Origin of the sequence: Gemmatimonas sp. (assembly GCF_044344655.1) — a bacterium.
Lineage (GTDB): Bacteria > Gemmatimonadota > Gemmatimonadetes > Gemmatimonadales > Gemmatimonadaceae > Gemmatimonas.
Genome location: NZ_JBIJCN010000029.1, coordinates 14,905 through 41,345, shown reverse-complemented (window position 1 = coordinate 41,345; position 26,441 = coordinate 14,905). Strand labels below are relative to the sequence as shown.

Genomic DNA, 26,441 nt, shown 5'->3' with positions numbered 1-26,441 from the left:
ACACCCAGGCCAAGGCCGCACCCGCTGATACCGGGCTGTGGTCGTGGCTCACCACGGTGGACCACAAGCGCATCGGGGCGCTCTATCTCATTACCGGTCTGTTCTTCTTCGTCGTCGGTGGCCTCGAGGCCGCCGTCATCCGTGCCCAGCTGGCGGTGCCCAACGGCACCCTCGTCTCTGCGGAGATGTACAACCAGTTGTTCACGATGCACGGCACGACGATGATCTTCCTCGCCGTCATGCCTCTGTCGGCGGCGTTCTTCAACTTCCTCATTCCGCTGCAGGTCGGCGCGCGTGACGTGGCGTTCCCCCGCCTCAACGCGTTCTCGTACTGGATCTACCTGCTGGGCGGCATCTTCATCACGGTCCCGATCTTCTTCTCGGTCGCGCCCGATGGTGGCTGGTTCGGTTACGCCCCGCTGAGCACCAAGGCGTACTCGCCGCAGGTCAACATGGACTTCTGGGTGCTGGGTCTGCAGATCCTCGGCATCTCGTCGCTCGCGGCCGGCTTCAACTTCATCACGACGATCATCAACATGCGGGCCCCCGGCATGTCGCTCATGCGCATGCCGATCTTCACGTGGATGTCGTTCGTGGTGCAGTTCCTGGTGGTGCTCGCCTTCCCGGTGATCACCGTCGCGCTCGTGTTCCTGCAGTTCGACCGCTTCTTCGGCACGAACTTCTACACGATCGCCAAGGGCGCTGACCCGCTGCTCTGGCAGCACCTCTTCTGGGTGTTCGGTCACCCCGAGGTGTACATCCTGATCCTGCCGGCCTTCGGCCTCGTGTCCGAAGTCCTGCCGACGTTCTCGCGCAAGCCGCTCTTCGGGTACCCGGTCATGGTGTACTCGGGTATCCTGATCGGCTTCCTCGGCTTCGGCGTGTGGGCGCACCACATGTTCTCGGTCGGGATGGGTCCGATCGCCGACTCCGTGTTCTCGCTCGCGACGATGCTCATCGCGATCCCCACGGGCGTGAAGATCTTCAACTGGATCGCCACGATGTGGGGCGGCCAGATCCGCTTCACCGTGGCCATGAAGTTCGCCGTGGCGCTGGTGGGTCTCTTCACGATCGGCGGTATCTCCGGCGTGATGCACTCCTCGCCGCCGGCCGACCTGCAGCAGACCGATACCTACTTCATCGTGGCGCACTTCCACTACGTGCTCTACGGCGGGTCGGTGTTCGGTATCTTCGCCGGCACGTACTACTACTTCCCGAAGATCACGGGCCGCTTCCTCTCGGAGAAGCTCGGCAACTGGCACTTCTGGATCTCGCTCGTCGGCATGAACCTCACGTTCTTCCCGATGCACTTCAGCGGGCTCCTCGGCATGCCGCGCCGCTACTACCAGTACGACGCGGGACAGGGCTTTGAGATCTTCAACCTGATGTCGACGGTCGGCACGCTGATCCTCATGATCGGCACGCTCTTTGGCCTCATCAACATCTGGAAGAGCTGGAAGGGTGGCGCCATGGCGTCGAGTAACCCGTGGGGCGCCGCGACGATCGAGTGGGCCATCCCCTCGCCGCCGCCCGACTACAACTTTGCCGAGCTGCCGCAGATCAAGTCGCGCTATCCGCTCTGGAACCAGAAGGAAGGTGCGGAGCTCGTGCACGAGACCACGTATGAGGAAGAGAAGGGGCGCCGCATCCCCACGTCGCAGGAGCTTGGCATCGTCATGCCCAATCCTTCGATCTGGCCCCTCATCACGGCTGCCGGCATCATCGTGATGTTCACGGGCCTGATGTTCCTGGAAAAGAGCACCGCCACGGGCGTCGCCATCATGCTCGGCGGCACCGTCTGGTGGGTGGGCTCCCTGTACAAGTGGCTGCTCACGCCGCTCGAGGATCACCACTAAGATGACTGCCACCACTGCTCCGACCTCCCACGGTGACGGCCACGCGCACGGCGGCGGTCATCACCACACCTCGCTCGGGCTGGACAACCGCAAGATTGCGATCTGGGCCTTCATCGGCTCCGAGTGCATGCTCTTCGCGTCGCTCATCTCGACGTACCTGATCTACAAGGGACGCAGCCCCAACGGGCCCTTCCCGCACGAGCCGTGGACGAATCCGTCCACGGGCGAAGTGGTGAAGCCCATCCTCGACATCCCGGTCACGTCGGCCTCGACGTTCGTCCTGCTCATGTCGTCGGTGGCGATGGTGATGGCGCTCAACGCGGTGCAGACCAAGCACCAGCCCAAGGTCACCACGTGGGACAAGATCAAGGGCTCGTCGAAGCTGTGGCTGTGGGCCACCGCGCTCCTCGGCACGGTGTTCCTCGGCTTCCAGGCGTACGAGTTCACGTCGTTCATCAATGAAGGGCTCACGATCCGCACGAACCTGTTCGGCTCGAGCTTCTTCACCCTCACCGGCTTCCACGGCGCGCACGTGACGGTGGGTGTCCTGTGGCTGTTCACGCTCCTCGCCATCGACTACAAGCGCGGGCTCGAGCCCAAGGATGCCCTGTTGGTGGACATCTCGGCGCTCTACTGGCACTTCGTCGACGTGGTCTGGATCGTGATCTTCCCGCTCATCTACCTGATCAAGTGAGGCGATGATGGCCAGCCATACCGACGCGCACGCGCACGAGCACCCGGGCGTCTCCACGTACGGCAAGATTGCGCTGATCCTTACGATCATCACGATCGCCGAAGTGTCGGCGTATTACATCCCGGCGTGGGAAACGAGCGCGATCTACGTGCCGAGCATGCTCAGCATGTCGGCGCTCAAGTTCTTCCTCGTGGTCGCGTACTACATGCACCTGAAGTACGACCACAAGCTGTTCAAGGCGCTCTTTTCGGGACCGCTGATGGTGGCGGGGCTCACGCTGATCGGGCTGCTGTTCCTGTTCAGCAAGCTGGTCATCCGACTGGGCCTCCTGAACTGAGACCGGAGATCCGGGAACTGAGCCCTGGCGCCTGAGCGCTGACACGCCTCAGCGCTCAGCCGGGATAGCGACGAGGCGGAATAACGCAAAAGGTGAGAAGCGAACCTACGTAGGTTCGCTTCTCACCTTCTGCGTTACTGACCTCTCGCATCTATCCGGGCTCAATGCTGCGCCGTGTCGATTCTCCGGCTCAGCTCTGCCGCTGTTGTCTCAATTCTCCGGATCACCCGCTAGAATTAACGAATGTTTCTGCTCCATCCCGTCGCCCGCCTTTCGTTGTCCGAGTTCTCGGTGCATCCGAGTACGACGATCGGCATCGCACTCTTCGCGGCCGCCTATATCTGGCGTGCACGTCAGGGCCCGTCGGCTGCTGATCGTTTCCCTGTGGGAGTGACCGCCGAGACTGCCACGACGGCCCAGCTCGATGCCGCCACGGCGCCGGCCGGCCCCACGCCTGTGCAGCGCCTGTCGTACTTCTCGTCACTGGTGCTGCTGTTTCTCACGCTGAACGGGCCGCTACACGACCTGAGCGATTTCTACCTGTTCAGCGGGCACATGGTGCAGCACCTCATTCTCACGCTCGTTGTGCCGCCGCTGATGATCGTCGGCACTCCGGGATGGATGCTGCGCCCGCTGCTTCGCCGTGCGTCGCTCTTTGCCGCCGCCCGCAGGCTCACGAGCGTCACCTGGTGCTTTGTGGCCTTCAACGTGGTGCTCGCCTTCTGGCACCTGCCGCCGCTCTACAACCTCGCCCTCGCCAACCACGGCGTGCACATTGGGCAGCATCTCATGTTTATCGCGGCCTCGGTGCTGATGTGGTGGCCACTGATGTCGCCACTGCCCGAGCTGCCTCGGGCGGCCTATCCGGCGCAGATGCTGTATTGCTTCCTCATGGTGATTCCCATGTCGATCATCTCGATCTACATCGCGATGGCCGACACGCTGCTCTACCCGGCCTACGCCGCGGCGCCGCGCATCATGGGCATCACCCCCATGCAGGACCAGCAGTACGGGGGCCTCATCATGTGGATCCCCGGCGGGGTCTTCTTCTACGCGGTGATGACCGTGGTGTTCTTCAAGTGGTCCAACCGCGGTGAGGACACCGAGGAAAGTGCGCAGGTGGGCTGGGTGCCGAGCGCCCAGTCATGAGTGGCGAACGCGGCGGGAATGGCGGCGGCGCTAGCCGCGGCGGTAACCGTGGACGCGGTGGCCCGCCCAAAGGCGGCGCCGGATCAGGGGGCGGCAAGGGGTCGCCACGGGCCGGAGCCGGCAAGCGTGGTGCCGGACGGAGTGCGGGGGGCAAGAGCACGTCCGCCCGCGGCGCCGTCGACTGGAAGGCGGCGGAGAAGCAGCGCGCCGACAAGGGACGGCCGAAGTGGAGTAAGCGGCCCGAGGACACCAGTGCGAGTGGCAGCGACGAGGCGGAGCGCAGCGCGCCGCGTCCCGTCGCCGCCCCATCGTTGCGGCCGACACCGCGGCACGCACCGCGTGTGCAGGCACCCATCACCGATGCTGGTCGATCGGTGCGCGTGTCGCGGATCTTCCACGTGCCTGCCAGCGCGATCTTTCGGGCAATCAACGACCTCGATAAGCGCGGCTGGGCCCCCGATCCGCTCTACAAGATCGTGAGCGTGCTCGCGCCGCGATTCATCCGGCTCGCCTTCCCCGATGGCTCACTCGTGGGGGTCGCGGTCATGCGGCAGGGCAATGCGCGCTGCACCGTGAGTGTCGAGCACTCGCGCATCCCCGACGGTGCGACCGACGCGCAGGTGCGCGACCGGTGGACCGTGGCATTGGCCGCGCTGGCCGAACAGATCGACACCGGCTGGGACTGACGCGGCAGCGTCATTCGTGTGTATCGGCCATCGCCGATACCCGGGTGCCACCGTGCGTTGCCTCCCTGATCGTTCACGATCATCTTCGGTGTATCGACCAGTCAGCCATGGGCCTTTTCCGCTACCTGCCATGACCCGTCCCCGCCCGCTGCTCGCCGCATCACTCACGTGGGTTGTGCCTGCCGCCTTGCTCGTTGCCGCCTGCGGTGGCGACGCGGCCTCGGATGACAACGTGTCCGGCAACAAGCAGGCCACGATAGGCCCAACCTGCACGAGCGTGGACACCACGCCGGTGGGGCTCGCCGTACTCGACTACATCACCACGGCCAATCCGCATCCGCAGCGCTATTTGTCCGCTGCCGGTACGGATTCCGCCGTGCCCGACGACGGCTTCAAGGTGCTGCAGAACAAGGGCCCCACGTACTTCTACAGCAGCGATCCCAAGGCGCAGGAGCAGATCAAGGAGAAGCTCGCCTCGGTCGGTCCGTATGCGTCGCTGCTCGTGGTCTACAAGGGCAGGGCGGATGCCGACAACGGCAACACGGTCACGGTAACGCTCGCCGGTCACTACGTGGGTGGTGAGCACGACGGAAAGGCCGCTCCGGTGCGCCAGATCATCGTGCGCTGTGACTCCACGGGCTGGCGACTGCCGTCGGCGAAGACGGCGCCCGGCACCCCGGCCGCTCCCGCAGCCCCTGCCGGCGACTCGGCCGGCGCCACGACGGGCGCCACGACGGGCGCCACGACGTGACGAGCGTGAAGACGGAGCGCTTGCAGTCGCTCGATGTCTTCCGAGGCATGACGGTGGCCGGCATGCTGCTGGTCAACAACCCCGGCACGTGGTCGGCGATCTATCCGCCCTTGCAACACGCCCCGTGGCATGGGTGGACGCCCACCGATCTGATCTTCCCGTTCTTCCTGTTCATCGTGGGGATCACCACCGAGCTGTCGCTCCGGGCCCGGCGTGCGCGGGGCGACGATGAACGCGCCATTCTTCAGCAGATCCTCCGGCGCGGGGCGCTGATCTTTCTGTTCGGGTTCCTGCTCTCCGGCTTCCCCTTCTTCACGTGGGGGCCGGCCCTCGACGGCGCGTCGTTCGCCGAGCGCGTGGTAGATCGGATTGAGCACTGGCGCGTGATGGGGGTGCTGCAGCGCATCGGCGTGGCCTACCTGATCGGTGGCCTGCTCACGTGGCGCACGACGATCCGCCAGCAGATGGTGATCCTCACCACGCTGTTGCTCGGCTACTGGGCCCTCATGACGCTCGTTTCCGTGCCCGACACCGGCGTGCCGGGGCGCTTTGTGCTCGACAAACCCGACCAGCTGTTGAGCGCATGGCTCGACCGCACGGTGCTCGGCACCACCCACCTCTGGGTGGGTGGCAAGACGTGGGATCCGGAAGGCTTGCTCAGCACCCTGCCCGCCGTGGGCACCATGATCTGTGGGACCTTCGCCGGGAAGTGGATCGCGCAGCAGCAGCGCGCGCTCACCGAACGTCTCGCGGGGTTGTTCGCCGTGGGCGCGCTGGCGATGATGCTCGGTTCCATGTGGCACTGGGTGTTCCCGATCAACAAGAACATCTGGACCAGTTCCTACGTGCTGTTCACCGCGGGCATTGGTGCGGTCACCCTCGCCACGTGCATGTGGCTCATCGATGTGATGCAGCTCCGGCGCTGGACGTTTCCGTTTCTGGTGTACGGCGTCAATCCGATGCTGGCCTTCCTGGGGTCGGGGCTGATGGCGCGGTGTATCGCCTCGATTTGGACGTGGGACACCGGCGGCGGAACGCGGACCTCGGCACAGGGGTTCGTATACCACACCCTGTACGCCACATGGCTTCCGCCGCGGGAGGCCTCGTTCGCCTACGCCGTCAGCTTCGTAGCGTTCTGGTTCCTCGTCCTCTGGGCCGCGTGGAAGCGTGGGTTCGTCCTCAAGGTCTGACGTCATGATCCGTCGTGGTCGCTCGTCTGTTCGACAGGGGTGGTCGCCGTCGTGCGGGTTGGCGCTGGCCATGCTGCTGGCTGCGCCGATTGTCCCGCCGGTCGCAGCCGGCGCGTCCACCACGTCCGCGCTCACCGCGTCTTCGCTCACCGCGCCGTTGTCTGTCGCGGTGGCGCCGATGCAGGCGAAAAAGCGAAAGACGAAGCGGCCCACGAAGAAGGCCCCACCCAAGAAGCGCTCGAAGCGTGTCGCCAGCGCCGCCTCGCGGCGAAGTCGTGCGCCGGTCGTGCCGGTGTTGCGCTACACCACGCCGCGCGGCGCGACGGCGCTCACCGCCGATCTCGCTGCGCTGCTGGGGAGCCGTACGCGCAACGGGGCCTGGGGCGCGATGGTCGTCTCCATCACTCGCGGCGACACCCTCTTTGCACGTGGCGCCGACGACAAGCTCGTGCCGGCGAGCACGATGAAGCTGTTTACGGCTGCCATCGCGCTCGAAAAGCTGGGCGCCGAGCATGTGTTCAGCACCGACGTACTGCGCGACGGCACCGTGGACGGTTCGGGCACGCTCAAGGGAAATCTTGTGCTGCGCGGTGATGGGGACCCGTCGCTGTCACCGCGCTTCGTGCGCGGTGGCCCGAGCGCGCCGATGATGCTGCTGGCGCAGTTCACTGCCGGTGCCGGCATTCGTCGCGTGACCGGGAACCTGATCGCCGACGCCTCGGCCTTCGAATCGCGGCGCATCCCCGAGGGATGGCTCACGCGCTATGCCGGCGCGGGCTATGCCGCCCCCTTCTCGGCGCTCTCGCTCAATGAGAACATTGTGATCGTGGGGGTGGCGCCCGGCAAGTCGGGTGGTGCGGCGCAGGTGTTCCTCGAACCAGCCACCCGGGGCCTCACCCTGACCAATACGGTGCGCACGGTGTCTGGCAGCGGTACACGGATCAGCGCCCGACGCATTGGTGACGACCGCGTCGTGGTATCGGGCACGATCGGTGCGCGGGCCGGTACGGCGCGCTACCAATTGGTGGTCGGCGATCCCGTGACGTTCACCGCAGGAGCGTTCAAGGCGGCGCTCGAATCAGCGGGCGTGACAGTGGACGGCGAGACCCGTGTGGGGCGCACTCCCGACAACGCCACGCTGCTCACCAGACTCCCGTCGCCGCCGCTGGCGCGTCTGGTGAGCGCCATGAACCGGGAGAGCATCAACCACTACGCGGAGATGCTCTATCGCAACGCCGCGCGCGGACCCGAGAAAAAGGTCGTAGGCTCGGCGGAAACGGCCGGCGCAACGCTGCGCACCTTCCTCACGAAGCAGGTGAAACTCCCGGGCGACGCCGTGAGCGCGACCGACGGGAGTGGCTTGTCGGTGCTCGACCGCGTGACGCCGCGTTCACTCGTCCAACTGCTCGATCATTCCCATCGTGCGCCGTGGGGGAGCGCGTTCCATGCGTCGCTCCCGGTGGCCGGGGAATCGGAACTGCTGCGCAACCGCATGCGCGCTACCCCGGCGCAAGGCAACCTGCACGCGAAGACGGGCACGACGAATGACGTGATCGGCCTCGCGGGTTACGTGACCGCGGAGAACGGCGAGATTCTCGCCTTCGCGTTCCTGTACAATGGCAAGGACCGCTGGCACGCGCGCGAGACGATCGACGCCATGGGCCCGACGATGGCGGCCTTCTCGCGGGAGTGATGGGCGGGGTTATCCCGCCTCAGCGCCGTCGCCGCCGTGCGTCGCCGCTGGGCGCGGGGCTGCGCCGCCACCGCGCGGTCCCTGGTTCGAGCGATGGGGCGCCGTCTGTCCGCAACGCCGCCGCTGCAAACCCGGCGCCGTTCGTCCCGGCCACCACGGTGCCGTTTTGCCCCACGGCAAACGCGGCACCGGTCGCATCGGGCGATGCGGTGAGCCCCCACAGCAGGTCCGTGGTTTCCGTGGCGATCGGACTCCACGTGCTGCCGTTGAAGCGCAGCAGCAGTCCGTCGGCGCCGGTCACGAACAGATCGTTCACGCTCGGCCCCCAGAGTGACGTGAGCACGCGCGGGCTTCCCACCTGCAGCCCACTCCAATTGGCGCCGTCGAAACGGTAGGCGGCGCCGTTGCTGCCGCTTACCGTGGCGCCAACGGTCAACACGTTGGTCGCGCCCGTGAGCCACAGGCCCGCGAGGGTGCCGCTCCCCGCCGGCACCGGCAACGCCGTCCACGTTGTACCGCTCAGGCGCAGCACACTGCCGTTCTCCCCCGACACCATCACGTCGGTCGCCGAGGCGCCGAAGACCGACCAGAGCGGGCTGCCGTGCGACTGGGCGAGTGACCAGGTCGTGCCGTTGAAGCGGAGGATCTCCCCCGCCCGTGTGGTGGCGAACACGTTGTTTGCGGCGGCACCCCAGATGGCGGTGATCGACGCCGTGGTGGGCACCGTCATCGTGGTCCAGGTGGTGCCGTTCCAGCGCAGCATCGTGCCGTCCACGCCGCCCACGAAGGCGTCGGTGGCCGTGGGCGCCCACACGGTGTTGAGGTGTGCCGTCGTGGGGGTCACGAGTCGTGTCCACGCGCCGTTGGTCCAGCGATACACGAAGCCGAACTCGCCCACCGCATACGACACCGTCGGCGACACGCTCCACACGTCGAGCAGATCTGGTGCGAGATTGTTGGTGGTCCACGGGGCACCGCTGCGCAGCACGGCCCCGCGTTGCCCCGCGGCCCAGACCGTGCCGGCCGCGTCGAGGGTGACGCCGTACATGCGCGGCGCGTAGGGAGTGCTGACCGCGGTGAGCGTGGTGCCATCGAGCCGCGACACGCCGGCGTCTCCCGCGAGGAAGCGCCGCCCCGCGTCGGCCGGCGCGCCACCAATCGCGTAGAAGCTGCCAGTGACGCCGCTGGGGGGCACGAGGCTCCACGCCGTGCCGTTGAAGCGCAGGATGGTGCCGCTATTGCCCACGGCCACGACATCGGTGGCCGACACGCCGTGCACACCGAACAGGTCCTCGGTGGTGGGTACCGACGCGAGGCTCCAGCTGCTCCCCACGCGGCGCAGCACCGTCCCGTCGGCCCCCGCTGCCACCACCACGTTGTCGCCGCTCCAGATCGCATTGAGTGCCCGGGTGGTTCCGGCATTCTCCGCACTCCACGTGGACGTGGCGAGGCGCAACACCGTGCCGTTCGCTCCGGCGGCCCATGCGGTGGTGCCGTTTTCGACCCACACACTGTACAGCGCGCGCGTGGTACCCGACGACATCGCGCTCCACGAGGTCCCGTTGAAGCGCGCGATCACGCCGTTGGCGCCCACGGCGATCACGTTGCTCCCGGACGACGCATGCACGGCGTAGAACGTCGTGTTGAAGGCACTCCCCGCCGCGGACAGCGCCCACGCCGTGCCGTTCCATCGATAGACGTTCCCCACCGAGTTGACGGCAAAGCTGCTGCCGGCATCAGGGGCCACGATCGAGACCACGTCTTCGTACAGGGCCCCGGTGAGCCGGGAGGCGGTCCAGGTGGCGCCGAGCCGCGGCACCACCCGCACGGTGAGGGTGTCGCGGCGTGTCGGGTCAGCACGCACCGCGGCGGTGATGAGGGTGGTGCCCACCGAAAGGCCGGTGACGGCGCCCGACGCCGAGACGGAGGCCACCTGTGGGGCGCTCGACGTCCAGTCGAGCGTGGTGTTCACGCCCGGATCCGCCACGATCGTCGTGGTGAGCGACGTGCCCGTGCCGGGATTCACTGCCACGGTGCGCTCGGAGATCCGCACCGTCGTGGTGCGCGGTGCCACGGTGATCACACTGGTGGCGCGCCGCGTGGTGTCGGCGGTAGAGATGGCCAAGATGTTGGCGGTGCCCACCCCGACGGCGGTGACCAGCCCGCTGCCGTTGACCGTCGCCACCGCCGGGCTGGCGGATCGCCAGGTAATGGTGGTGGCCAGGCCGGCGTCGGCCGTAACGGTGGCGGTGAGCTGCTGCGCATTGTTGATGTTGAGCGTGGCGGCCGCGGGGGTGACCGCCACCGCCCGCACGACCTGCGTCACGTTCACGGTGGTCGAGGCACGCAGTGTGGTGTCGCCCTGGGAGACGGCGGTGATCTGGGTGCTGCCTAGGGCCACGCCGCTGACCAAGCCGGTCGCGCTGACGGTGGCAACGGCGGGGTTGGCGGTGCGCCACTGCACGGCCGTGGAGAGCGCGGGCTCGATCTGCACGGTGGCGGTCAATTGTGCCGTCTGGTTGGTGCCGATGTTGATGAGGCTCGGGCTCACCGCGAGCGTACGCGTCGGTTGTACGACGATCAACGCGATCCCGCTCACGGCGCTGTTGACCGTGCTGGCCGCGCGGATGGTGGCGGTGCCGCCTCCCACACCGGTGACCACGCCGGTCGGCGATACGGTCGCCACGCTGGGCGCTTCCGAGCTCCAGGTGACGGTGGTGGCCGCCCCCGCGCTGGCATCCACGAGGGCACTGAGCGTCTGCGAGTCCCCCACGCGCACGGTGGTGGTGGACGGCGTCACCGTCACGCTGCGCACCACGGGCGCCGGCGGCGGGGTCACCCCGCCGCCACCACTCCCGCTCTCGCCCCCGCATGCTCCCACGCCCAGCGCGGCGGCGAGGACCACGATCGATGAACCGGCACGTACCAGCCACTGCGCCTGCGAACGAACGGGAGCCATGAACGGAGGGGTGCGGGGAGAGTGCCGATGGTGCCGGCATGATCACAGCGGATGCCTGAGCCACGTCGGTTGCCGTGTGGTCGCCACTCACGGGCACCAGGCCGGCCTTCTAGAGCATACAGATCGCGCGCGGCCTGCGCCATCGTCAGCCTCGCCACTACCGCCCGACGGGCGTAACATGTGTCTGCCACCCTCACTGCCGTACCCTCCTTGTTCCGGAGTCGTCCTGTGTCCTTGTCCCGTCGCGAGTTCCTCGAGCGTTCTGCCGTGCTGTCGGCGGCGGGGTTCGTCCCGCGCCTCGCCTCGGCGGAGGCCCCGGCCCTGTCGCCGGTCCTGTCACCGCCGGGGTTTCGCGGGCGCCCGTGCGTGGTGTCGTCGTCCAACGGCATCCGTGGCGTGAAGGTGGCCTACGACCGGATGCTAGCCGGCGAGGACCCGCTCGACGCGGCCATTGCGGGGGTCAACATCCAGGAGCTTGATCCGGACGACCAGTCGGTGGGGCTGGGGGGCCTCCCGAATGAGGAAGGCGTGGTCCAGCTGGACGCGTCGTGCATGCACGGCCCCACGCGCCGGGCGGGGTCGGTGGCATGCATTGAGGGGATCGCCACGCCGTCGCTGGTGGCGAAGGCGGTCATGGACTACACCGACCACGTGATGCTGGTCGGTGAAGGGGCCACGCGGTTCGCACGCGCCATGGGCTTCAAGGAGCAGAACCTGCTCACGGAGAAATCGCGACAGGACTGGATGCGCTGGAAGTCGCGCCTCAACGCGAACGATGCGTGGCTCGACCACAACGATGACATCAAGATCAAGTTCACCACGGGCACGATCAACATGAACGCGGTCAACGTCACCGGTGATTTGGGCTCGGTAACCACCACGAGCGGCATGGCGTGGAAGGTGCCGGGGCGCATCGGGGACTCGCCGATCGTGGGCGCGGGGCAGTACTGCGACAATCTCGTGGGCGCGGCGGGAAGCACGGGGCGCGGCGAGGCCAATATCAAGACGTGTGCGAGCTTCCTGATCGTGGAGTTCATGCGGAATGGGCTGGCCCCCGAAGCCGCCTGTCTCAAGGCGCTGGAGCGGGTGGTGGCGATGACCGAAGCGCGCCTGTTGGGTCCCGGCGGGCGCCCGCGCTTCGACCTCGAGTTTTACGCGCTCACCAAGGACGGGCGCTTCGGCGGCGCCACCCTGTACTCGGGGGGCAAGTTCGCGGTCTGCGACGAGAAGGGCCCGCGCCTCGAGCCGGCGGCGTTCCTGTACCGGCGCTGACGTTCGGTTCGGCGTGATTTGGGGGGCGGGGCGAGCCCCTGGGCCGGTCGCCGCTTCGGGGGGGCGTGCAGGTCATCGAGACGCGCGCCCCGTACGGCCCCCGCCCCGAGCCCCGCACCGAAGTCCGCGCAACAAAATCGGTTACCTTCCACGGATGCACGAGACCGACGCCCCGACCCCGTACGCGCCCGCGGCCGTAGAGCCCAAGTGGCAGCAGCGCTGGACCGAACGCGGCACCAACACCGCGAACCTCGCCAACCCCGCGCGCCCCTTCTACGCGCTGATGATGTTCCCCTACCCGAGCGCCGAAGGGCTGCACGTGGGGAACCTCTTTGCCTTCACCGGCAGCGACATCTCCGCGCGCTTCCACCGGCAGATGGGTCACGACGTGTTCCAGCCCCTCGGCTTCGACGCGTTCGGGATCCACTCCGAGAACTACGCGCTCAAGATCGGTGCGCACCCCATGGAGCTCACCCCGAAGAATGTCGCGAACTTCACGCGACAGCTCGGGCGCGCCGGCTTCATGGTGGACTGGAACCAGAAGGTCGACACCTCGCGCCCCGACTACTACAAGTGGACCCAATGGGTCTTCCTGCAGCTCCTCAAGCAGGGGCTCGCGTACAAGAAGGCCGCCGCCGTGAATTGGTGCCCGTCGTGCAAGACCGTGCTCGCCAACGAGCAGGTCGAGGACGGCCAGTGTGAGCGGTGCAGCACCGCCGTCGAGCAGCGCTTCCTCGAGCAGTGGTTCTTCAAGATCTCCGAGTACGCCCCGCGGCTGCTGCAGAACCTCGACTGGCTCGACTGGTCGGCGGTCACCAAGCAGGCGCAGCGCAACTGGATCGGCAAGTCGGAGGGTGCCCAGCTCACGTTCTCGCTCGCCGGTCACGACGCGCGTGTGACCGTGTTCACCACCCGCGCTGACACGATCTACGGCGCCACGTACCTCGTGCTCGCGCCCGAGCATCCGCTCGTGACCACCCTCACCACCGACGTCCAGCGCGAGGCGGTGCGTGCGTACCAAGACGCGACCACGAAGCAGGATCTGATCTCCCGCAAGAGCACGAAGGACAAGACCGGCGTCTTCACCGGGTCGTACGCCGTCAACCCCGCCACGGGACAGCAGATCCCCGTGTGGATCGCCGATTACGTGCTCATGGAGTACGGCACGGGCGCGATCATGGCCGTGCCAGGACACGACGAGCGCGACTTCGAGTTCGCGCAGGTGTTCGGTCTGCCGATCGTCCGTGTGGTGGCTGGCCCCGACGATCAGGGCGATACGCCGCTGGGGGATGCCGCCTACACCGACGACGATCACGGCCGCCTCGTGAATTCCGGGTCGTTCGACGGACTCCCCGTCCAGGATGCCAAGCGCAAGGTCACCGCGTGGCTTGCCGAACAGGGGCACGCCACGCCGGTCACCAACTACCGCCTGCACGACTGGTGCATCTCGCGGCAGCGCTACTGGGGCCCGCCCATTCCGATCATCTACTGCGATGCCTGCGGGGCGGTGCCCGTGCCGGAGGACCAGCTGCCGGTCGAGCTGCCGTTCATTCCGGACTTCAAGCCGGACGACAGCGGCATCTCCCCCCTCGCGCGCCACGAGGAGTGGTACCGCGTGCCGTGCCCCACGTGCGGCACGTCCGCACGGCGCGAAACCGACGTGAGTGACACCTTCCTCGACAGCGCCTGGTACTTCCTGCGCTATCCGAGCGCCACGCGCGACGACGTACCGTTCGACCGTGAGCGCACCACGACGTGGCTGCCGGTGAACTCCTACATCGGCGGCAACGAACACGCCGTGTTGCATCTGCTCTATTCGCGCTTCATCACGATGGTGATGAAGGATGGCGGGCACATCGACTTCGAAGAGCCGTTCACGCGCTTTCGCGCGCATGGCATGATCATCCGCGAAGGCGCGAAGATGTCGAAGTCGAAGGGCAACGTGATCAACCCCGACGTGTACATGGAGGAGTGGGGCGCCGACGCGTTCCGGATGTACCTCATGTTCCTCGGGCCGTACGAGGAAGGCGGCGACTTCCGCGATCAGGGGATCAGCGGCGTGCGTCGCTTCCTCGATCGTCTCTGGGCGTCGGTGCGTGACGCGACGACCGAAGGCGCGCCCGACGCCGACGTGCTGCGCAAGCTGCATCGCACCATCAAGAAGGTTGGCGAGGACACGGCGAACCTCGGCTACAACACCGCCATCGCGGCGATGATGGAGTACATGAACGCCGTGCGCCGCGGGGAACGCACGCCGCACCGGGATGAAGTGCTCCCGCTCGTGCCGCTGGTGGCCGCGTATGCGCCGCATCTCGCCGAAGAGTGCTGGGAGACCCTCGGCCACACCACCAGCGTCTTCGACGCCGGCTGGCCGGTGTTCGACCCGGCGATGCTCGTGGACGACGAGGTGGACCTGGTGGTGCAGGTCAACGGCAAGGTGCGCGGGAAGCTCCGGGTGCCGCTCACCATCACCCAGGACGAGGCCCTCGCGTTGGCCCAGGCCGAGGACGGGATCGCGAAGTTCATCGCCGCCGAACCGAAAAAGGTCATCTTCGTGCCCAAGCGATTGCTGAACATCGTGGTGTGAGCCACCCGCCCGCTGACGTACCGGAGGCCGGCCATCGCCTGTGCTGGGGGCGGGAAACCCTCCGCGCCGGATGCGTGTCAGACTCCGAGACCATCACTCTGAGGCTTCCATGATCCTGTTCCCGCTGCGACGTGTCCGTGTCGCGTTGTTCCTCGCGACCACGGCCGGTACCCTTTCGTTCGTCTTCGCCACTCCCGGCAACGCGCAGGAGCGTGAGCGGCGCGTGGAGCGGGAGGTCCGCGTCGTCCGTACCCCGGATGGGTTGACGGTCACCCGCAATGACTTCCCGGATCGCGCGGTCCTCGGCATCGCGCTGGCCGAGGCCTCGCGCGCCGACACGGCCGGCGTGCGCGTTGAGCGTCCAGAGCCGAATGGTCCGGCCTCGAAGGCGGGCCTCAAGCCGGGCGACGTCATCACGGAGATCAACGGCACCTCACTGCGCCTGTCGCGTGAGGATACCGAGGACCTCGCGTTGACAGGACTCGGGCAGCGGCGCCTGCAGCGGGTCCTGGCGAAGGCGAAGCCGGGCGACGACGTGAAGCTGATGGTGCGCAGCGCCAACGGTCCGGCGCGCGCTGTCACGGTCAAGACGATCTCGTCGGTCGAGCTCGACAAGCTTGCCGATCCCGTCGGAGAGACCCGTGACGCGCGTGGGGGGGCACTGGAAGAGCGCGTGATCGTGCGGACCGGTGAGCCCGCGCGGGAGCGGGCGATGATTGGCGTGAGCGTCGGGAGTGTCGGCAATGCGCGAGACACCCTGGGGCTGTTCGTGAACAGCGTCGTGACCGGTGGCCCCGCCGAGAAAGCGGGCATCATCGAGGGAGAGCGCATCGCGGCGGTCAACGGCGTCGATGTGCGTGTGCCGCACGAGGACCTCGAGGAGGCGTCGGTTGCCTCGGCGCGCGTGGACCGCTTCGTGCGCGAAGTGCAGAAAAGCGCGCCCGGCAAGACACTGTCGCTGCGCGTGTATGGCAATGGGCGTTACCGTGACGTGACGGTGACCGCGGCCAAGGCCGGCGACCTGCCCAGCGAGGCGTCGCGTATGCTCTTCGTGCCGCTTCCTGACGGTCCGGGCGAGCGGAGCGGCGGCGATCAGCGTGGGCGCATGCCGGGCCGGCTCGAGCTCACCCTCGACGGCCGTCATTTCGAGGACATGGGTCGCGTGATCGAGCAGCAGATCGAGCGTCGTCTGGAGCGACTGCCGGAACTGCTGGAGCACGTCGAGGTGCGCATTGATGGTGATCGTACGGGTGGGCGCGAGATCATGGTCATGCCCCGCGGGCAAGCGCCCCAGGTTCGGGTGCTCGAGCGCTCTCGGCGGATCATCGTGATCTGACGCCGGTTGGCCGGCGAGCGCGGCGGCAGGAAACGGGGCGGCAACGCTGGACGGCGGGCTAGCGTTAAATGAGTAGCCCGTTCGCGAGTCCCCAGCCCGACGGCTGGGGCTGCGCGCCCTCTTCCCGTCGTTTGCCCCGCGAATGTCCGCAATTGAATCGCCGTCGCATCCCCCGCGCGGCTTCGCCATACGAGCCGTCGGCCCGTTCGTTCACGCGCCCACCCTGGCGCTGCTCGGACTCGCGGCGGCTGCGTGCAAGGAACCGCCCAAACCGCAGCGCCCTGTCCCCACCGTCTCGGTCACGACGACCAAGCCGGCGCCGCTCCCCTATGTGGTCACGGCCAACGGGCAGGTCGAGCCCAACCGCACCGTGGCGGTCCAATCGCTGGTCTCGGGGCAGCTCACTCGCGTGGCCATCGCCGAGGGCGACGAGGTGCGCGAAGGGCAGGTGCTTTTTCAGATCGATGCCCGCCCGTTCCGCGCCGAGGTCGAGCGATTGCAGAGCACCCTGGCGCGGGACGAAGCCACCCTCGTGCGGGCCCGCGGCGATTCGGTGCGCTTTGCGTCGCTCGCCAAGGACGGGTACGTCACCAAGCAGCAACTCGATCAGGCCTACGCTGAGGCTTCCGCGCTCGCGGCCACGGTGGCGGCCGGCCGCGCGTCGCTGCAGCGCGCGCGGCTCGACCTCGAGAACACGACGGTGAAGGCCCCCATCTCGGGGCGTACCGGTCAATTGCTGTACAAGGCCGGATCACTCGTGCGCGCCGCGGCCGACCAGCTCGTCACGATCAACGAATTACGCCCCGTGCTGGTGCGCTTCCCCGTGCCGGAGCGCGACTTCGAGGAACTCCGTAGCCGCGCCGGGCTCGACAAGCCGCTCGACGTGATGGTCATGCCCAACAGTTCGGACAGCACCAGAAACGTGATGGGCACACTGACCTTCGTGGACAACCAGGTGGACCGTGCCACCGGCTCGGTGCTCCTCAAGGCTCGGGTGGCGAACGAGGATCGCCATCTGTGGCCCGGGCAGTTCGTCACCGTGACGCTTCAGCTCAGTGTTGACGAGAATGCCATCACGCTCCCGTCGGAGGCGGTGGTCACCTCGGGTGCCAACACCTTCGTGTACCTCATGGAAGCGGGGAAGGCGAGACGTGCGTCGGTGAAGGTCGGCCGCCCCGCGGGCACGCTGGTGAAGATCGACAGCGGGCTCGTGGGCGGTGAGCAGGTGATCGTGGAAGGACAGGCCCGTCTGCGCGACGGCGCCCCGGTGCAGCTGCGCAAGCCGGCCGGTGCCGGCGGGCCCGGTGGCCGGCGCGCCGGCAATGGCGGCGGCCGTAATGGCGGCGGGCGGGATGCCAGTGGGGCGAAGCCGGGAGCCACCGGAGGCCAGGGAGGGCCCGCACGATGAGTCAGCCGTCTCAGGGACCGGCGAATGACGTGCCGCCGGAAGTCGCCAACACCAGCAACCTCAGCGAGATCTGGATTCGTCGGCCCATCATGACCACGCTGGTCATGACGGCGATCCTCATCTTCGGCGCGGTGGCGTATCAGCGCCTCGCGGTGAGCGACCTGCCCACCATCGACTACCCCACCATCACGGTGTCGGCCAACCTCCCGGGCGCGAGCCCCGAGGTCATGGCCACGTCGGTGGCCACGCCGCTGGAACAGCAGTTCGCCACCATCAGCGGCATCGACAACATCACGTCGTCGAGCTCGCAGGGGAGCACCAACGTCACGATCCAGTTCAATCTCGATCGTGACATCGACAAGGCGGCGGCCGATGTGCAGTCGGCCATCTCCAAGACGCTGCGCCAGCTGCCCCAGGGCATCAATCCGCCCTCGTACAACAAGGCCAACGCCGCCGACTCGCCCATCATGATGTTCTCGCTGACCTCTGACGTGATGTCGCGCGCGGCGCTCAACGAGTACGCCGAAACCTTCATCGGGCAGAAGCTCAGCACGGTGACCGGTGTGGCGCAGGTGCAGATTTACGGCTCGGCCAAGTACGCGGTGCGCGTGCAACTCGATCCCGGCGCGCTCGCGCAACGTGGGATCGGTATCGACGAAGTGCAGCAGGCGATCAACCAGGGGAACTCCAATTCCCCGGCCGGCGTACTCATGGGCCCCAACCAGGCGTTCACACTGCAGGCCACCGGCCAGCTCAAGAACGCCGCCGAGTTCCGACAGCTCGTGGTGGCCAATCGCAACGGCGTGCCGGTACGGCTCGGCGAACTCGGCACCGTGTACGACGGGTTGCAGCAACTGCGCGGGTTCAGTGAAATCAACGGGGTGAGCAACATCTCGCTGTCGATCATCCGCCAGCCTGGAGTGAATACGGTCGCCACCGCCAAGGCGGTCGAGCGCGAAATGGTGCAGCTCGAGGAACAGCTGCCGCCCGGGGTGAAGCTGTTCACGGTGTTCAATCGCGCCGAGAGCATCGAGGAAGCGGTGCACGACGTGCAGTTCACGCTGGCGCTCACGGTGGCGCTCGTCGTGATGGTGATCTTCCTGTTCCTCCGCAACGCGCGCGCGACCATCATCCCGTCACTGGCCCTGCCGTTCTCCATCATCGGCACGTGCATTGTGATGTGGGCGCTCGACTACAGCCTCAACAACCTCACGCTCATGGCGCTCACGCTCGCCGTGGGCTTCGTGGTCGACGACGCCATCGTGATGCTCGAGAACATCGTGCGCCACATGGAGATGGGGAAATCGCCGATGCGCGCGGCGCTCGATGGCTCGAAGGAGATCAGCTTCACGATTCTCTCCATGACGCTGTCACTGGTGGCCGTGTTCATTCCGCTGCTGTTCATGCCGGGGCTCATCGGACGGCTGTTCCGCGAGTTCGCCGTGACCATCGGCGTGGCGATTCTCGTGTCCGGATTCGTGTCGCTGACGCTCACCCCCATGCTCGCCGCCAAGTTCCTCAAGGGTGGGGAGGGGCACGAGGAGCCGCAGGGCGCCTGGCGGTCGGTGGAGCGGCTCTATCAGCGCTCCGAGAACGCGTACGTGACGTCGCTGCAGTGGGTGATGCGCCATCGCGGCCTCACCATGCTGTTCAGCGCGATCACGCTGGTGGCCACCGTCGGGCTGTTCATGACCATCCCCAAGGGCTTCCTCCCCTCCGAGGATACGGGGCGCCTGCAGGGATCTGTCGAGGGTCCCGAAGGGATTGGGTACGACGCGCTGGCCGTGAAGGCGCGCGAAGTGGGCAAGATCATCCAGGAGAGTCCGTACGTGGAGCGCGTGAGCGTCTCCATCGGTGGCGGGCCGTGGGGCGGCAGCAATAGCGCACGCCTCATGCTCACGCTCAAGGATCGCGCGCAGCGCCCGCACGTGGATCAGGTGATGCGCGAGATCACGCGTTCCACCGCCGGCGTGCCGGGCGTGCAGGTGTTCCTCCGCAATCCTCCCCCGATCAATATCGGTGGGCGTCGCGGCAACAGCGCCTATCAGGTATCGCTGCAGGGAGCCGACATTGCCGAGCTCTACACCAGTGCGCGTGCCCTCGAACAGCGCATGCGAGACCTTCCCGAACTCGAGAACATCTCGAGCGATCTGCAGGTGGGTAACCCGCAGGTGGGCATCATCATCGATCGCGAACGCGCCTCGTCGCTCGGCGTCACCGCCACGCAGATCGAGAATGCGCTCTACAATGCCTACGGATCACGTCAGGTCAGCACCATCTACACCCAGGTGAACCAGTACCAGGTCATTCTCGAACTCAAGGAAGAATTCCAGAAAGACCCGGCGGCCCTCAGCCAACTGTTCATCCGCTCCAACACCGGCAACCTGGTGCCGCTCGGCGCGGTGGCCACGTTCACCAAGGGCGTGGGACCGGTGTCGGTGCAGCACAACGGGCAGCAGCCTGCCGTGTCCATCTCGTTCAACACGCGCCCCGGTGTGGCATTGGGCACCGCCGTCGATGCGGTGCAACGCGAGGCGGCCGCCGTGTTGCCGGTGGGCGTCACAAGTGCACTGAGTGGTGATACGCAGGCGTTCGCGCAGGCGCAGAGCGGTCTCCTCGCCCTCCTGGTGGTGGCGATCTTCGTGATCTACGTGGTGCTGGGCATCCTGTACGAGAGCTACATCCACCCCATCACCATCCTGTCCGGCTTGCCCTTTGCTGCAGTGGGCGCGCTCGCCACGCTCATGATCTTCGGCAAGGATCTCAGCGTGTACGCCTACGTGGGCGTGATCATGCTCATTGGCCTCGTGAAGAAGAACGCGATCATGATGATCGACTTCGCCACGGACGCGGAGCGGAAGGACGGCATGGCGCCGCGGGACGCCATCCTCGAGGCGGCGCGCGTGCGGTTCCGCCCGATCATGATGACCACCATGGCGGCGCTCATGGGTACGCTGCCCATCGCGGTGGGCTACGGGGCCGGCGCCGAGTCGCGCCAGCCGCTCGGGCTTGCCGTGGTCGGCGGCCTCGCGTTTTCGCAGCTCATCACGCTGTACGTGACGCCGGTGGTGTATACGCTGCTCGATGGCCTGGTGGCCAGCCGGAAGGCCAGGAACGCCGCGAAGCCGCATGCGGTGCGTGAGCCGGTCGCGGTGGCTGGGGGGTGACGCGGGAGCGCCCCCGTTCATCACGGTGTCGGTGCGACGAAACGAAAACGAGGTGCAGCGCTGGCGCTGCACCTCGTTTCGCATCGTGAATACGAATCCCCGAACGCGTGGTCAGAACTCGATCTGCGTACCGAGTTCCACCACGCGGTTGGGGGGAATGCAGAAGAATTCGGTAGCCGAGCGCGCGTTGCGCGCCATGATGGCGAACACGATTTTGCGCCAGCGTGAGAGTACGATGCGATCGCCGGCCCTCGCTGCCACCGGGATGAGTCGCTCACGCCCCAGGAAGTAGCTCGTTTCCATGGGCTTGCAGCGAATCCCCATCTGGTCCACGACCTCGAGCACGTTGGGCACGTTCGGCGTCTGCATGAAGCCGTACGAGGCCACCACGCGCCAGAACCCATGCCCGAGTGATGTCACCCGCACGCGTTCGGCGGCACTCGTTTCCGGGACATCGGCGGTCTTCACCGACACCAGCAGCACACGCTCGTGCAGCACCTTGTTGTGCTTGAGGTGATGCAGCAGCACGGCCGGCACGCCGTCGTCGCTGCCGGTCATGAACACGGCGGTGCCCGTCACGCGGTGCACACTCGACTTCTCGACGCCTTCGAGGAAGAGCGAGATGGGCATCGTGCCATCGGCGAGGCGCTGCGTCAGCAGGATGCGTCCGCGCTTCCAGGTCATCATGAGCAGGAAGAGCATGATGCCGAGGACCAGCGGAACCCAACCACCGTTCTGCACCTTCACAAGATTTGCGGCGAGGAATGCCACGTCCACGATGAGGAAGATGCTCGTGACCGTGGTGGCTTTCCATGATTCCCAGCGGAAGCGAAGCCGGGCCACCACGTCGAAGAGCAACGTGGTGATGAACATCGTACCAGTCACCGCAATGCCGTACGCCGCCCCCAGATTGGAGGTGTTCTTGAACGCGACCACGACGAGGAGGCACCCGACCGCGATGAACCAGTTGACCTCGGGGATATAGATCTGCCCCTCTTCGGTCACGCTGGTGTGGCGAATCTCGAGACGCGGGACATAGCCGAGCTGGATACCCTGACGCGTGATCGAAAAGGCGCCGGAGATCAGGGCCTGTGAGGCCACGATGGCCGCCATGGTCGCCAGGGCGAGCAGGGGCAACAGGAAAGGTGTGGGCGCGAGGAGGAAGAACGGATTCTCCGCTGCCTCCGGAGCGCGAAGCAGCAGGGCACCCTGGCCGAAATAGTTGAGCAACAGCGCCGGGAACACGAGCCACAGCCATGCCGCACGAATGGGCTTCCGGCCAAAGTGTCCCATGTCGGCGTACAGTGCCTCACCACCGGTCACCACGAGTACCACGGAGCCGAGCACGAAGAAGGCCAGCGTTCCGTGGGCCTTCGCAAAGGCCACGCCGTACAGGGGATTGACGGCTGCCAGAATGGAAAGATCCTGACGAACCGAATTCACCCCCAGCACGGCGATCGCCACGAACCACGCCAGCATGATGGGCCCAAACGCTTTGCCCACGCGGTCGGTACCGAAGCGCTGCACGGCGAACAGCACGGCCAGGATCAGGACGGCCAAGGGCACGATGTAGCGACTGAGCGTTGGCGTCGCGATCTGGATGCCTTCGAGGGCACCCAGCACGCTCATGGCGGGGGTGATGATGCCGTCACCGTAGAGCAGCGCCGTCCCGAAGAGGGCGAGGGCCACCAGCCAGCGTCCGCGAGCGGCTGGCGCGTCGGGTGAGCGCTTGGGGAAGATCAGCGCCAGCAGGGCCAAGGTGCCGCCTTCGCCGCGATTGTCGGCGCGCAGCACGAAGGTGACGTACTTGACCGTCACCACGAGGGTGAGCGCCCAGACGATGAGCGACAGCACGCCGAAGACATTCTCACGCGTGGGGGCCAGTCCGTAATGCGGGCTGAAACACTCCTTCAGCGCGTACAGCGGGCTGGTGCCGATGTCGCCGTACACCACCCCGAGGGCCGTGAGCGTGAGGATCGCCAGGCGCTTGCCGGTGGGATTGGTGTCCTTGTGGTGGCCGCCACCCTGATGCTGGACGGGGAACATGCCCGTGTTGGCATGGAACTCGTCACCCGGGAGCCCCTCGTGGGCGCTTGTTGCCCCCGGTGCTGCCGCGGGGCCGGACGGGTGTCTCAGGGAACTGGCGGCCGCGCTAGAAGGCGGCTCGTCCAAGGGCGGCTCGGAACCGCCGTCTGAAGAGGCCTCAGCGGTGTCCGCCGAGGCCGGAAGATTCTGGTCGTTTGGCATGGGTTGGTGACAGGAACCGTGAATCTATCCCATGTCACGCGCAACAGGCAGTTGATCGGGTGGTCGTCCCCCGCCCCGTCAAACGGTCCCCCTGCCGTTGCCGATGCAGGGGGTCCCGCTCCATCATTGGGGCCATCATGCTGCCATCGCTCACCATCCCCCTCCTCCTGGCCATTGGGGTCGCGGCGCCACGCCCCGACACCATTGTGGTGTCCCGTCACGCCGATACCGTCACCCCCCCGTCCGCCGATACGGCCACGGTGGTGCGGGTCGGGGCCTTCGTGGATGGCTACGTGGCATATGATCGTGGCCGTCCCCGAGCGCTCGACCGGGCCTTTACCACCCAAGCGGCACGTCACGGCGAGTTCAATGTGAACCTCGCGTTTGTGGACGCCGTGCTGACTGGGCCACGGGTGCGCGGCCGGGTGGCCATGCAGGCCGGTACCTCGGTGCAGGTGAACTACGCCGGGGAGCCGCGGATCGGGGCGACCAGCGGCCCCGACCTCGCACGGCTGCTGCAGGAGGCGTGGGCCGGCTACGAAGTGCGCCCCGGGCTCTGGGTCGATGCCGGCGTTTTCTTTTCGAACGTGGGTATGGAAGGCTGGATCTCCAGCGACCACCCGACCTACACGCGCTCGCTGGTGGCCGACTATTCGCCGTATTACTCCAGCGGGGTGCGAGCCACGTGGCAGGCCACGCCGAGGCTCACGGTGCGCGCCGACGTCGTGAACGGCTGGCAGGTCATCTCCGAACAAAACGAAGACAAGTCGCTCGGGGCCCGCGTCGACTTCGCGCCGACGCCATCGACCACGGTGAGCTGGTATGCGCTGGGGGGGCGCGAGGTGGGCGCACGACTGCGCCTCTTTAATGGTGTCGGCATCAAGACGCGGCTTGCGCCGACCGTGGACGTGATGGCGGCCCTCGACGTGGGTCGGGAGGACGCCGCGGACACGCTGCGGAGCCCGGCGCACCACTGGTACGGCGGCAGCGCCGTGGTTCGCTGGCAGGCGACACCGGCCGTCGCGCTCAATGCCCGGGTCGAACGGTATGCGGACCCCGAACAGGTGATCGTGGTGACCGGGACCACCGCGGGGATGCGCACCAACGGCGCCTCCCTCGGCGTGGACCTACAGCCCGCCGCGCGGCTGCTGTGGCGCACCGAAGCGCGCCTGTTGCACGATGACAGCCCGATCTTCCCCGACCGCGCGGCACGAGGTGGGTTGGCCCGACGGAACGGCGTGCTGCTGACGGCGGTGACGCTGCGCCTCTGACGCCGCGGGCGGTTCCTACAGCTCGCGACCCACCAAGGCGCTCAGCTGCGCCCGCGCAATGCGCCCGTCGAGGCGCGCCTGAATCAGTGCTTGGCGCGCCTGATTGAGCTGCGTCTGCGACGTGAGCAGGTCGAGCAACGTACTGGCGCCGAGCGCGTAGCGCTGCTGTTGCACGCGCAGGTCCTCCTCCGACGCAGCCACGGCCGCCTGCTGGATCTGCACCCGCGCCTGCGCATTGTTGAGGGTGCGCAGCTGCGTGGTGAGGTTCTGGCGGGCGGCGAGGCGCGCATCCCGGAGCTGGGCTTCCGCGTTGCGCAGCAGCACATCGGTTTGCACGGACTGCTGCTCGCGTACCAGCCCGTTGAAGAGCGGGTAGCTCACGTTGAAGTTGAGCTGCTGGCGGTTCGGGTTGCCGCCGCTGAACAACCAGAGATCGCTCCCGGAGAACGTCTTGCTGGTCTGCGTATACGCGTAGTTGTACGACATCGTGAGCGACGGCAGGAACGACGAGCGCTGTGCGCGCTTGCTGGCGCGGGCGGCCATCAGGTTCGCCTCCGCCTGCATGACGACCGGGCTCCGGCCCGCGAGCTGCGTGAGCTCCTGCTCACTGGGCAGCTCGTTCACCGTGTCGACGGTATCGTCGGCGGCGGGGGTCACGAGCACCTGTGACCCAATGACGCGGGTGAGCGCGGCGTTGGCCACGCGCAGGTCGTTCTGGGCGGTCAGTACCGCCAGACGGGCATTGCCCACCTGAATGACGGACCGGAGTGAGTCGGATTTGGTGGCCACGCCGGCCGCGACACGTGCCGTCGACGCCTTGAGCTGCTGTTCGGCCTGTTCGAGCTGGGCGCGGGCCGCCGCTTCGGACTCGCGGGCGGCGACGGCGGCGTAGAACTGCTGCTTGGTCTGTAGGGCGGCGTCGAAGCGCGCTTGGACCACGGCGGCATCGGCGGCATCGGCCGTGGCGCGGCTCCGCGAAATCTCGTTCCACCGCTGATTGCCATCGAACAGCTGCACGTTCGCGGCAAGGCCGTTGTTGTAGTTCCATGGGTCACCGCGCAGCGGCACGAGGGCACCCTGGAAGAACTGCACACCCTGTGTGCGCGCGCTGCCGGCGTTGAGCGTGAGATTGGGGAGGTACGCGGCGAGGGCGCTGCGCCCGGCGGCGGCGGCGTTCCGCTCGACACCGCGCGCCTGCACCACGGCCGGGGCGTTGCGCTGGGCCTGCTGCACCGCCTCAGCGAGGCGGATGGGGCGGGCGTCGTCGTCGCCGGCGGCGACGCGCGTGGGCTGCCCCGGTGTCTGGGGCTGCGCCGGAGATGACAATGGGGCGGCCACCAGGACCGCCCCCAACACTGCCAGCATGCGGCGCTGGCGGGACGCGCCGCGCGATGACAAAGGCGTGCTGCGGAGGCGACTACGTGGCATCATGCCGATCACCTGGTGTTCGCGCGCGCCTTGGCGGTGCTGTCGGCTATGCGCTGGTTCCGCTCGATGAGGGCGCGGAAGCGTTCCTTCTGCGACTCCGAGAGCGTGGTCATCATGAGAACGCGGGCGCTGTCGCGCACCGAGTCGAGGGCGGGGCGGACGACGGTCATGATCTCCCGGGAGCGCGCACGGCGCCAATCCCAGGCGGAATCAACGGAGGCCGTCTGCTGCGGGGTGAGTTCGAGCTCACGCGCGAGCGCGGCGCGCATGGCCCGGTCGTCGGTGGCCATCACGACCGGCTGGCTGGCCGCGCGCGCCGCGACGAACCCCACCGCGCCCCCGGTGAGGAGGGCGCCGAGGATGAACATCAGCGCGAGCGACTTGGGACGGGGAGACTGGGACATGGAACG

General features: G+C 67.2%; 18 protein-coding genes. 14 read left to right on the top strand and 4 right to left on the bottom strand.

From position 1 onward, the window contains the following. The 8 genes from ctaD to dacB all read left to right on the top strand — a co-directional run. The coding region (gene ctaD, locus ACIQ51_RS09190; protein WP_396204743.1) for a cytochrome c oxidase subunit I at positions 1-1,856 on the top strand (1,856 nt) is incomplete at its 5' end. Between the two features lies 1 nt (position 1,857). Continuing rightward, entirely contained in the window at positions 1,858-2,550 is a 693-nt protein-coding gene (locus tag ACIQ51_RS09185) for a heme-copper oxidase subunit III (RefSeq protein ID WP_396204742.1), read from the top strand. A gap of 4 nt (positions 2,551-2,554) precedes the next feature. Then, complete coding sequence (locus tag ACIQ51_RS09180) at positions 2,555-2,887, top strand: cytochrome C oxidase subunit IV family protein (protein WP_396204741.1); 333 nt, start codon at positions 2,555-2,557, stop codon at positions 2,885-2,887. Between the two features lie 243 nt (positions 2,888-3,130). Beyond that, complete coding sequence (locus tag ACIQ51_RS09175; RefSeq protein WP_396204740.1) at positions 3,131-4,036, top strand: cytochrome c oxidase assembly protein; 906 nt, start codon at positions 3,131-3,133, stop codon at positions 4,034-4,036. Next, positions 4,033-4,722, top strand: a complete 690-nt coding sequence (locus tag ACIQ51_RS09170) for a hypothetical protein (protein ID WP_396204739.1) — start codon at positions 4,033-4,035, stop codon at positions 4,720-4,722. The genes ACIQ51_RS09175 and ACIQ51_RS09170 overlap by 4 nt, the downstream gene beginning before the upstream one ends. A gap of 130 nt (positions 4,723-4,852) precedes the next feature. Beyond that, positions 4,853-5,473 carry a hypothetical protein gene (locus ACIQ51_RS09165; protein ID WP_396204738.1) on the top strand — a complete coding sequence of 207 codons (621 nt, stop codon included), beginning with the start codon at positions 4,853-4,855 and terminating at the stop codon, positions 5,471-5,473. After that, on the top strand, positions 5,470-6,663 hold the full coding sequence (locus tag ACIQ51_RS09160) for an acyltransferase family protein (protein WP_396204737.1): 1,194 nt from the start codon (positions 5,470-5,472) through the stop codon (positions 6,661-6,663). Before ACIQ51_RS09165 ends, ACIQ51_RS09160 begins: the two co-directional genes overlap by 4 nt. Positions 6,664-6,667: 4 nt before the next feature. Further along, entirely contained in the window at positions 6,668-8,356 is a 1,689-nt protein-coding gene (gene dacB / locus ACIQ51_RS09155; RefSeq protein WP_396204736.1) for a D-alanyl-D-alanine carboxypeptidase/D-alanyl-D-alanine-endopeptidase, read from the top strand. Positions 8,357-8,375: 19 nt separating this feature from the next. Here the strand turns inward: dacB and ACIQ51_RS09150 are convergent, their stop codons facing one another. Further along, positions 8,376-11,315, bottom strand: coding sequence for a beta strand repeat-containing protein (locus ACIQ51_RS09150; RefSeq protein WP_396204735.1), 2,940 nt, complete (start codon positions 11,313-11,315; stop codon positions 8,376-8,378). Positions 11,316-11,543: 228 nt separating this feature from the next. On the opposite strand from ACIQ51_RS09150, the gene ACIQ51_RS09145 reads away from it, so the two are divergent. The 5 genes from ACIQ51_RS09145 to ACIQ51_RS09125 all read left to right on the top strand — a co-directional run bounded on the left by ACIQ51_RS09145 (position 11,544) and on the right by ACIQ51_RS09125 (position 21,085). Beyond that, positions 11,544-12,587 (top strand): N(4)-(beta-N-acetylglucosaminyl)-L-asparaginase, encoded by a 1,044-nt coding sequence (locus ACIQ51_RS09145; protein ID WP_396204734.1) that lies wholly within the window; start codon positions 11,544-11,546, stop codon positions 12,585-12,587. 154 nt (positions 12,588-12,741) lie between these two features. Beyond that, positions 12,742-15,174 (top strand): leucine--tRNA ligase, encoded by a 2,433-nt coding sequence (gene leuS, locus ACIQ51_RS09140; protein ID WP_396204733.1) that lies wholly within the window; start codon positions 12,742-12,744, stop codon positions 15,172-15,174. Positions 15,175-15,283: 109 nt separating this feature from the next. Continuing rightward, positions 15,284-16,510: a PDZ domain-containing protein gene (locus ACIQ51_RS09135; protein ID WP_396204732.1), complete on the top strand. Its 1,227-nt coding sequence runs from the start codon at positions 15,284-15,286 to the stop codon at positions 16,508-16,510. A 142-nt stretch (positions 16,511-16,652) separates the two neighbouring features. Further along, the gene (locus ACIQ51_RS09130) at positions 16,653-17,918 is read left to right on the top strand and encodes an efflux RND transporter periplasmic adaptor subunit (protein WP_396204731.1); all 1,266 of its coding nucleotides are present in this window, start codon (positions 16,653-16,655) and stop codon (positions 17,916-17,918) included. After that, positions 17,915-21,085: an efflux RND transporter permease subunit gene (locus tag ACIQ51_RS09125; protein WP_396204730.1), complete on the top strand. Its 3,171-nt coding sequence runs from the start codon at positions 17,915-17,917 to the stop codon at positions 21,083-21,085. Before ACIQ51_RS09130 ends, ACIQ51_RS09125 begins: the two co-directional genes overlap by 4 nt. Before the next feature lie 111 nt (positions 21,086-21,196). Here ACIQ51_RS09125 and ACIQ51_RS09120 read toward each other — a convergent pair whose 3' ends face one another. Then, complete coding sequence (locus ACIQ51_RS09120) at positions 21,197-23,131, bottom strand: potassium transporter Kup (RefSeq protein WP_396204729.1); 1,935 nt, start codon at positions 23,129-23,131, stop codon at positions 21,197-21,199. Between the two features lie 338 nt (positions 23,132-23,469). On the opposite strand from ACIQ51_RS09120, the gene ACIQ51_RS09115 reads away from it, so the two are divergent. Then, the gene (locus ACIQ51_RS09115; protein WP_396204728.1) at positions 23,470-24,603 is read left to right on the top strand and encodes an outer membrane beta-barrel protein; all 1,134 of its coding nucleotides are present in this window, start codon (positions 23,470-23,472) and stop codon (positions 24,601-24,603) included. A 15-nt stretch (positions 24,604-24,618) separates the two neighbouring features. Here ACIQ51_RS09115 and ACIQ51_RS09110 read toward each other — a convergent pair whose 3' ends face one another. Together ACIQ51_RS09110 and ACIQ51_RS09105 are read right to left on the bottom strand one after the other, a co-directional pair. Beyond that, complete coding sequence (locus ACIQ51_RS09110; RefSeq protein WP_396204727.1) at positions 24,619-26,034, bottom strand: TolC family protein; 1,416 nt, start codon at positions 26,032-26,034, stop codon at positions 24,619-24,621. Positions 26,035-26,039: 5 nt separating this feature from the next. Continuing rightward, entirely contained in the window at positions 26,040-26,435 is a 396-nt protein-coding gene (locus ACIQ51_RS09105) for a hypothetical protein (protein ID WP_396204726.1), read from the bottom strand. Between the last annotated feature and the right edge of the window lie 6 nt (positions 26,436-26,441).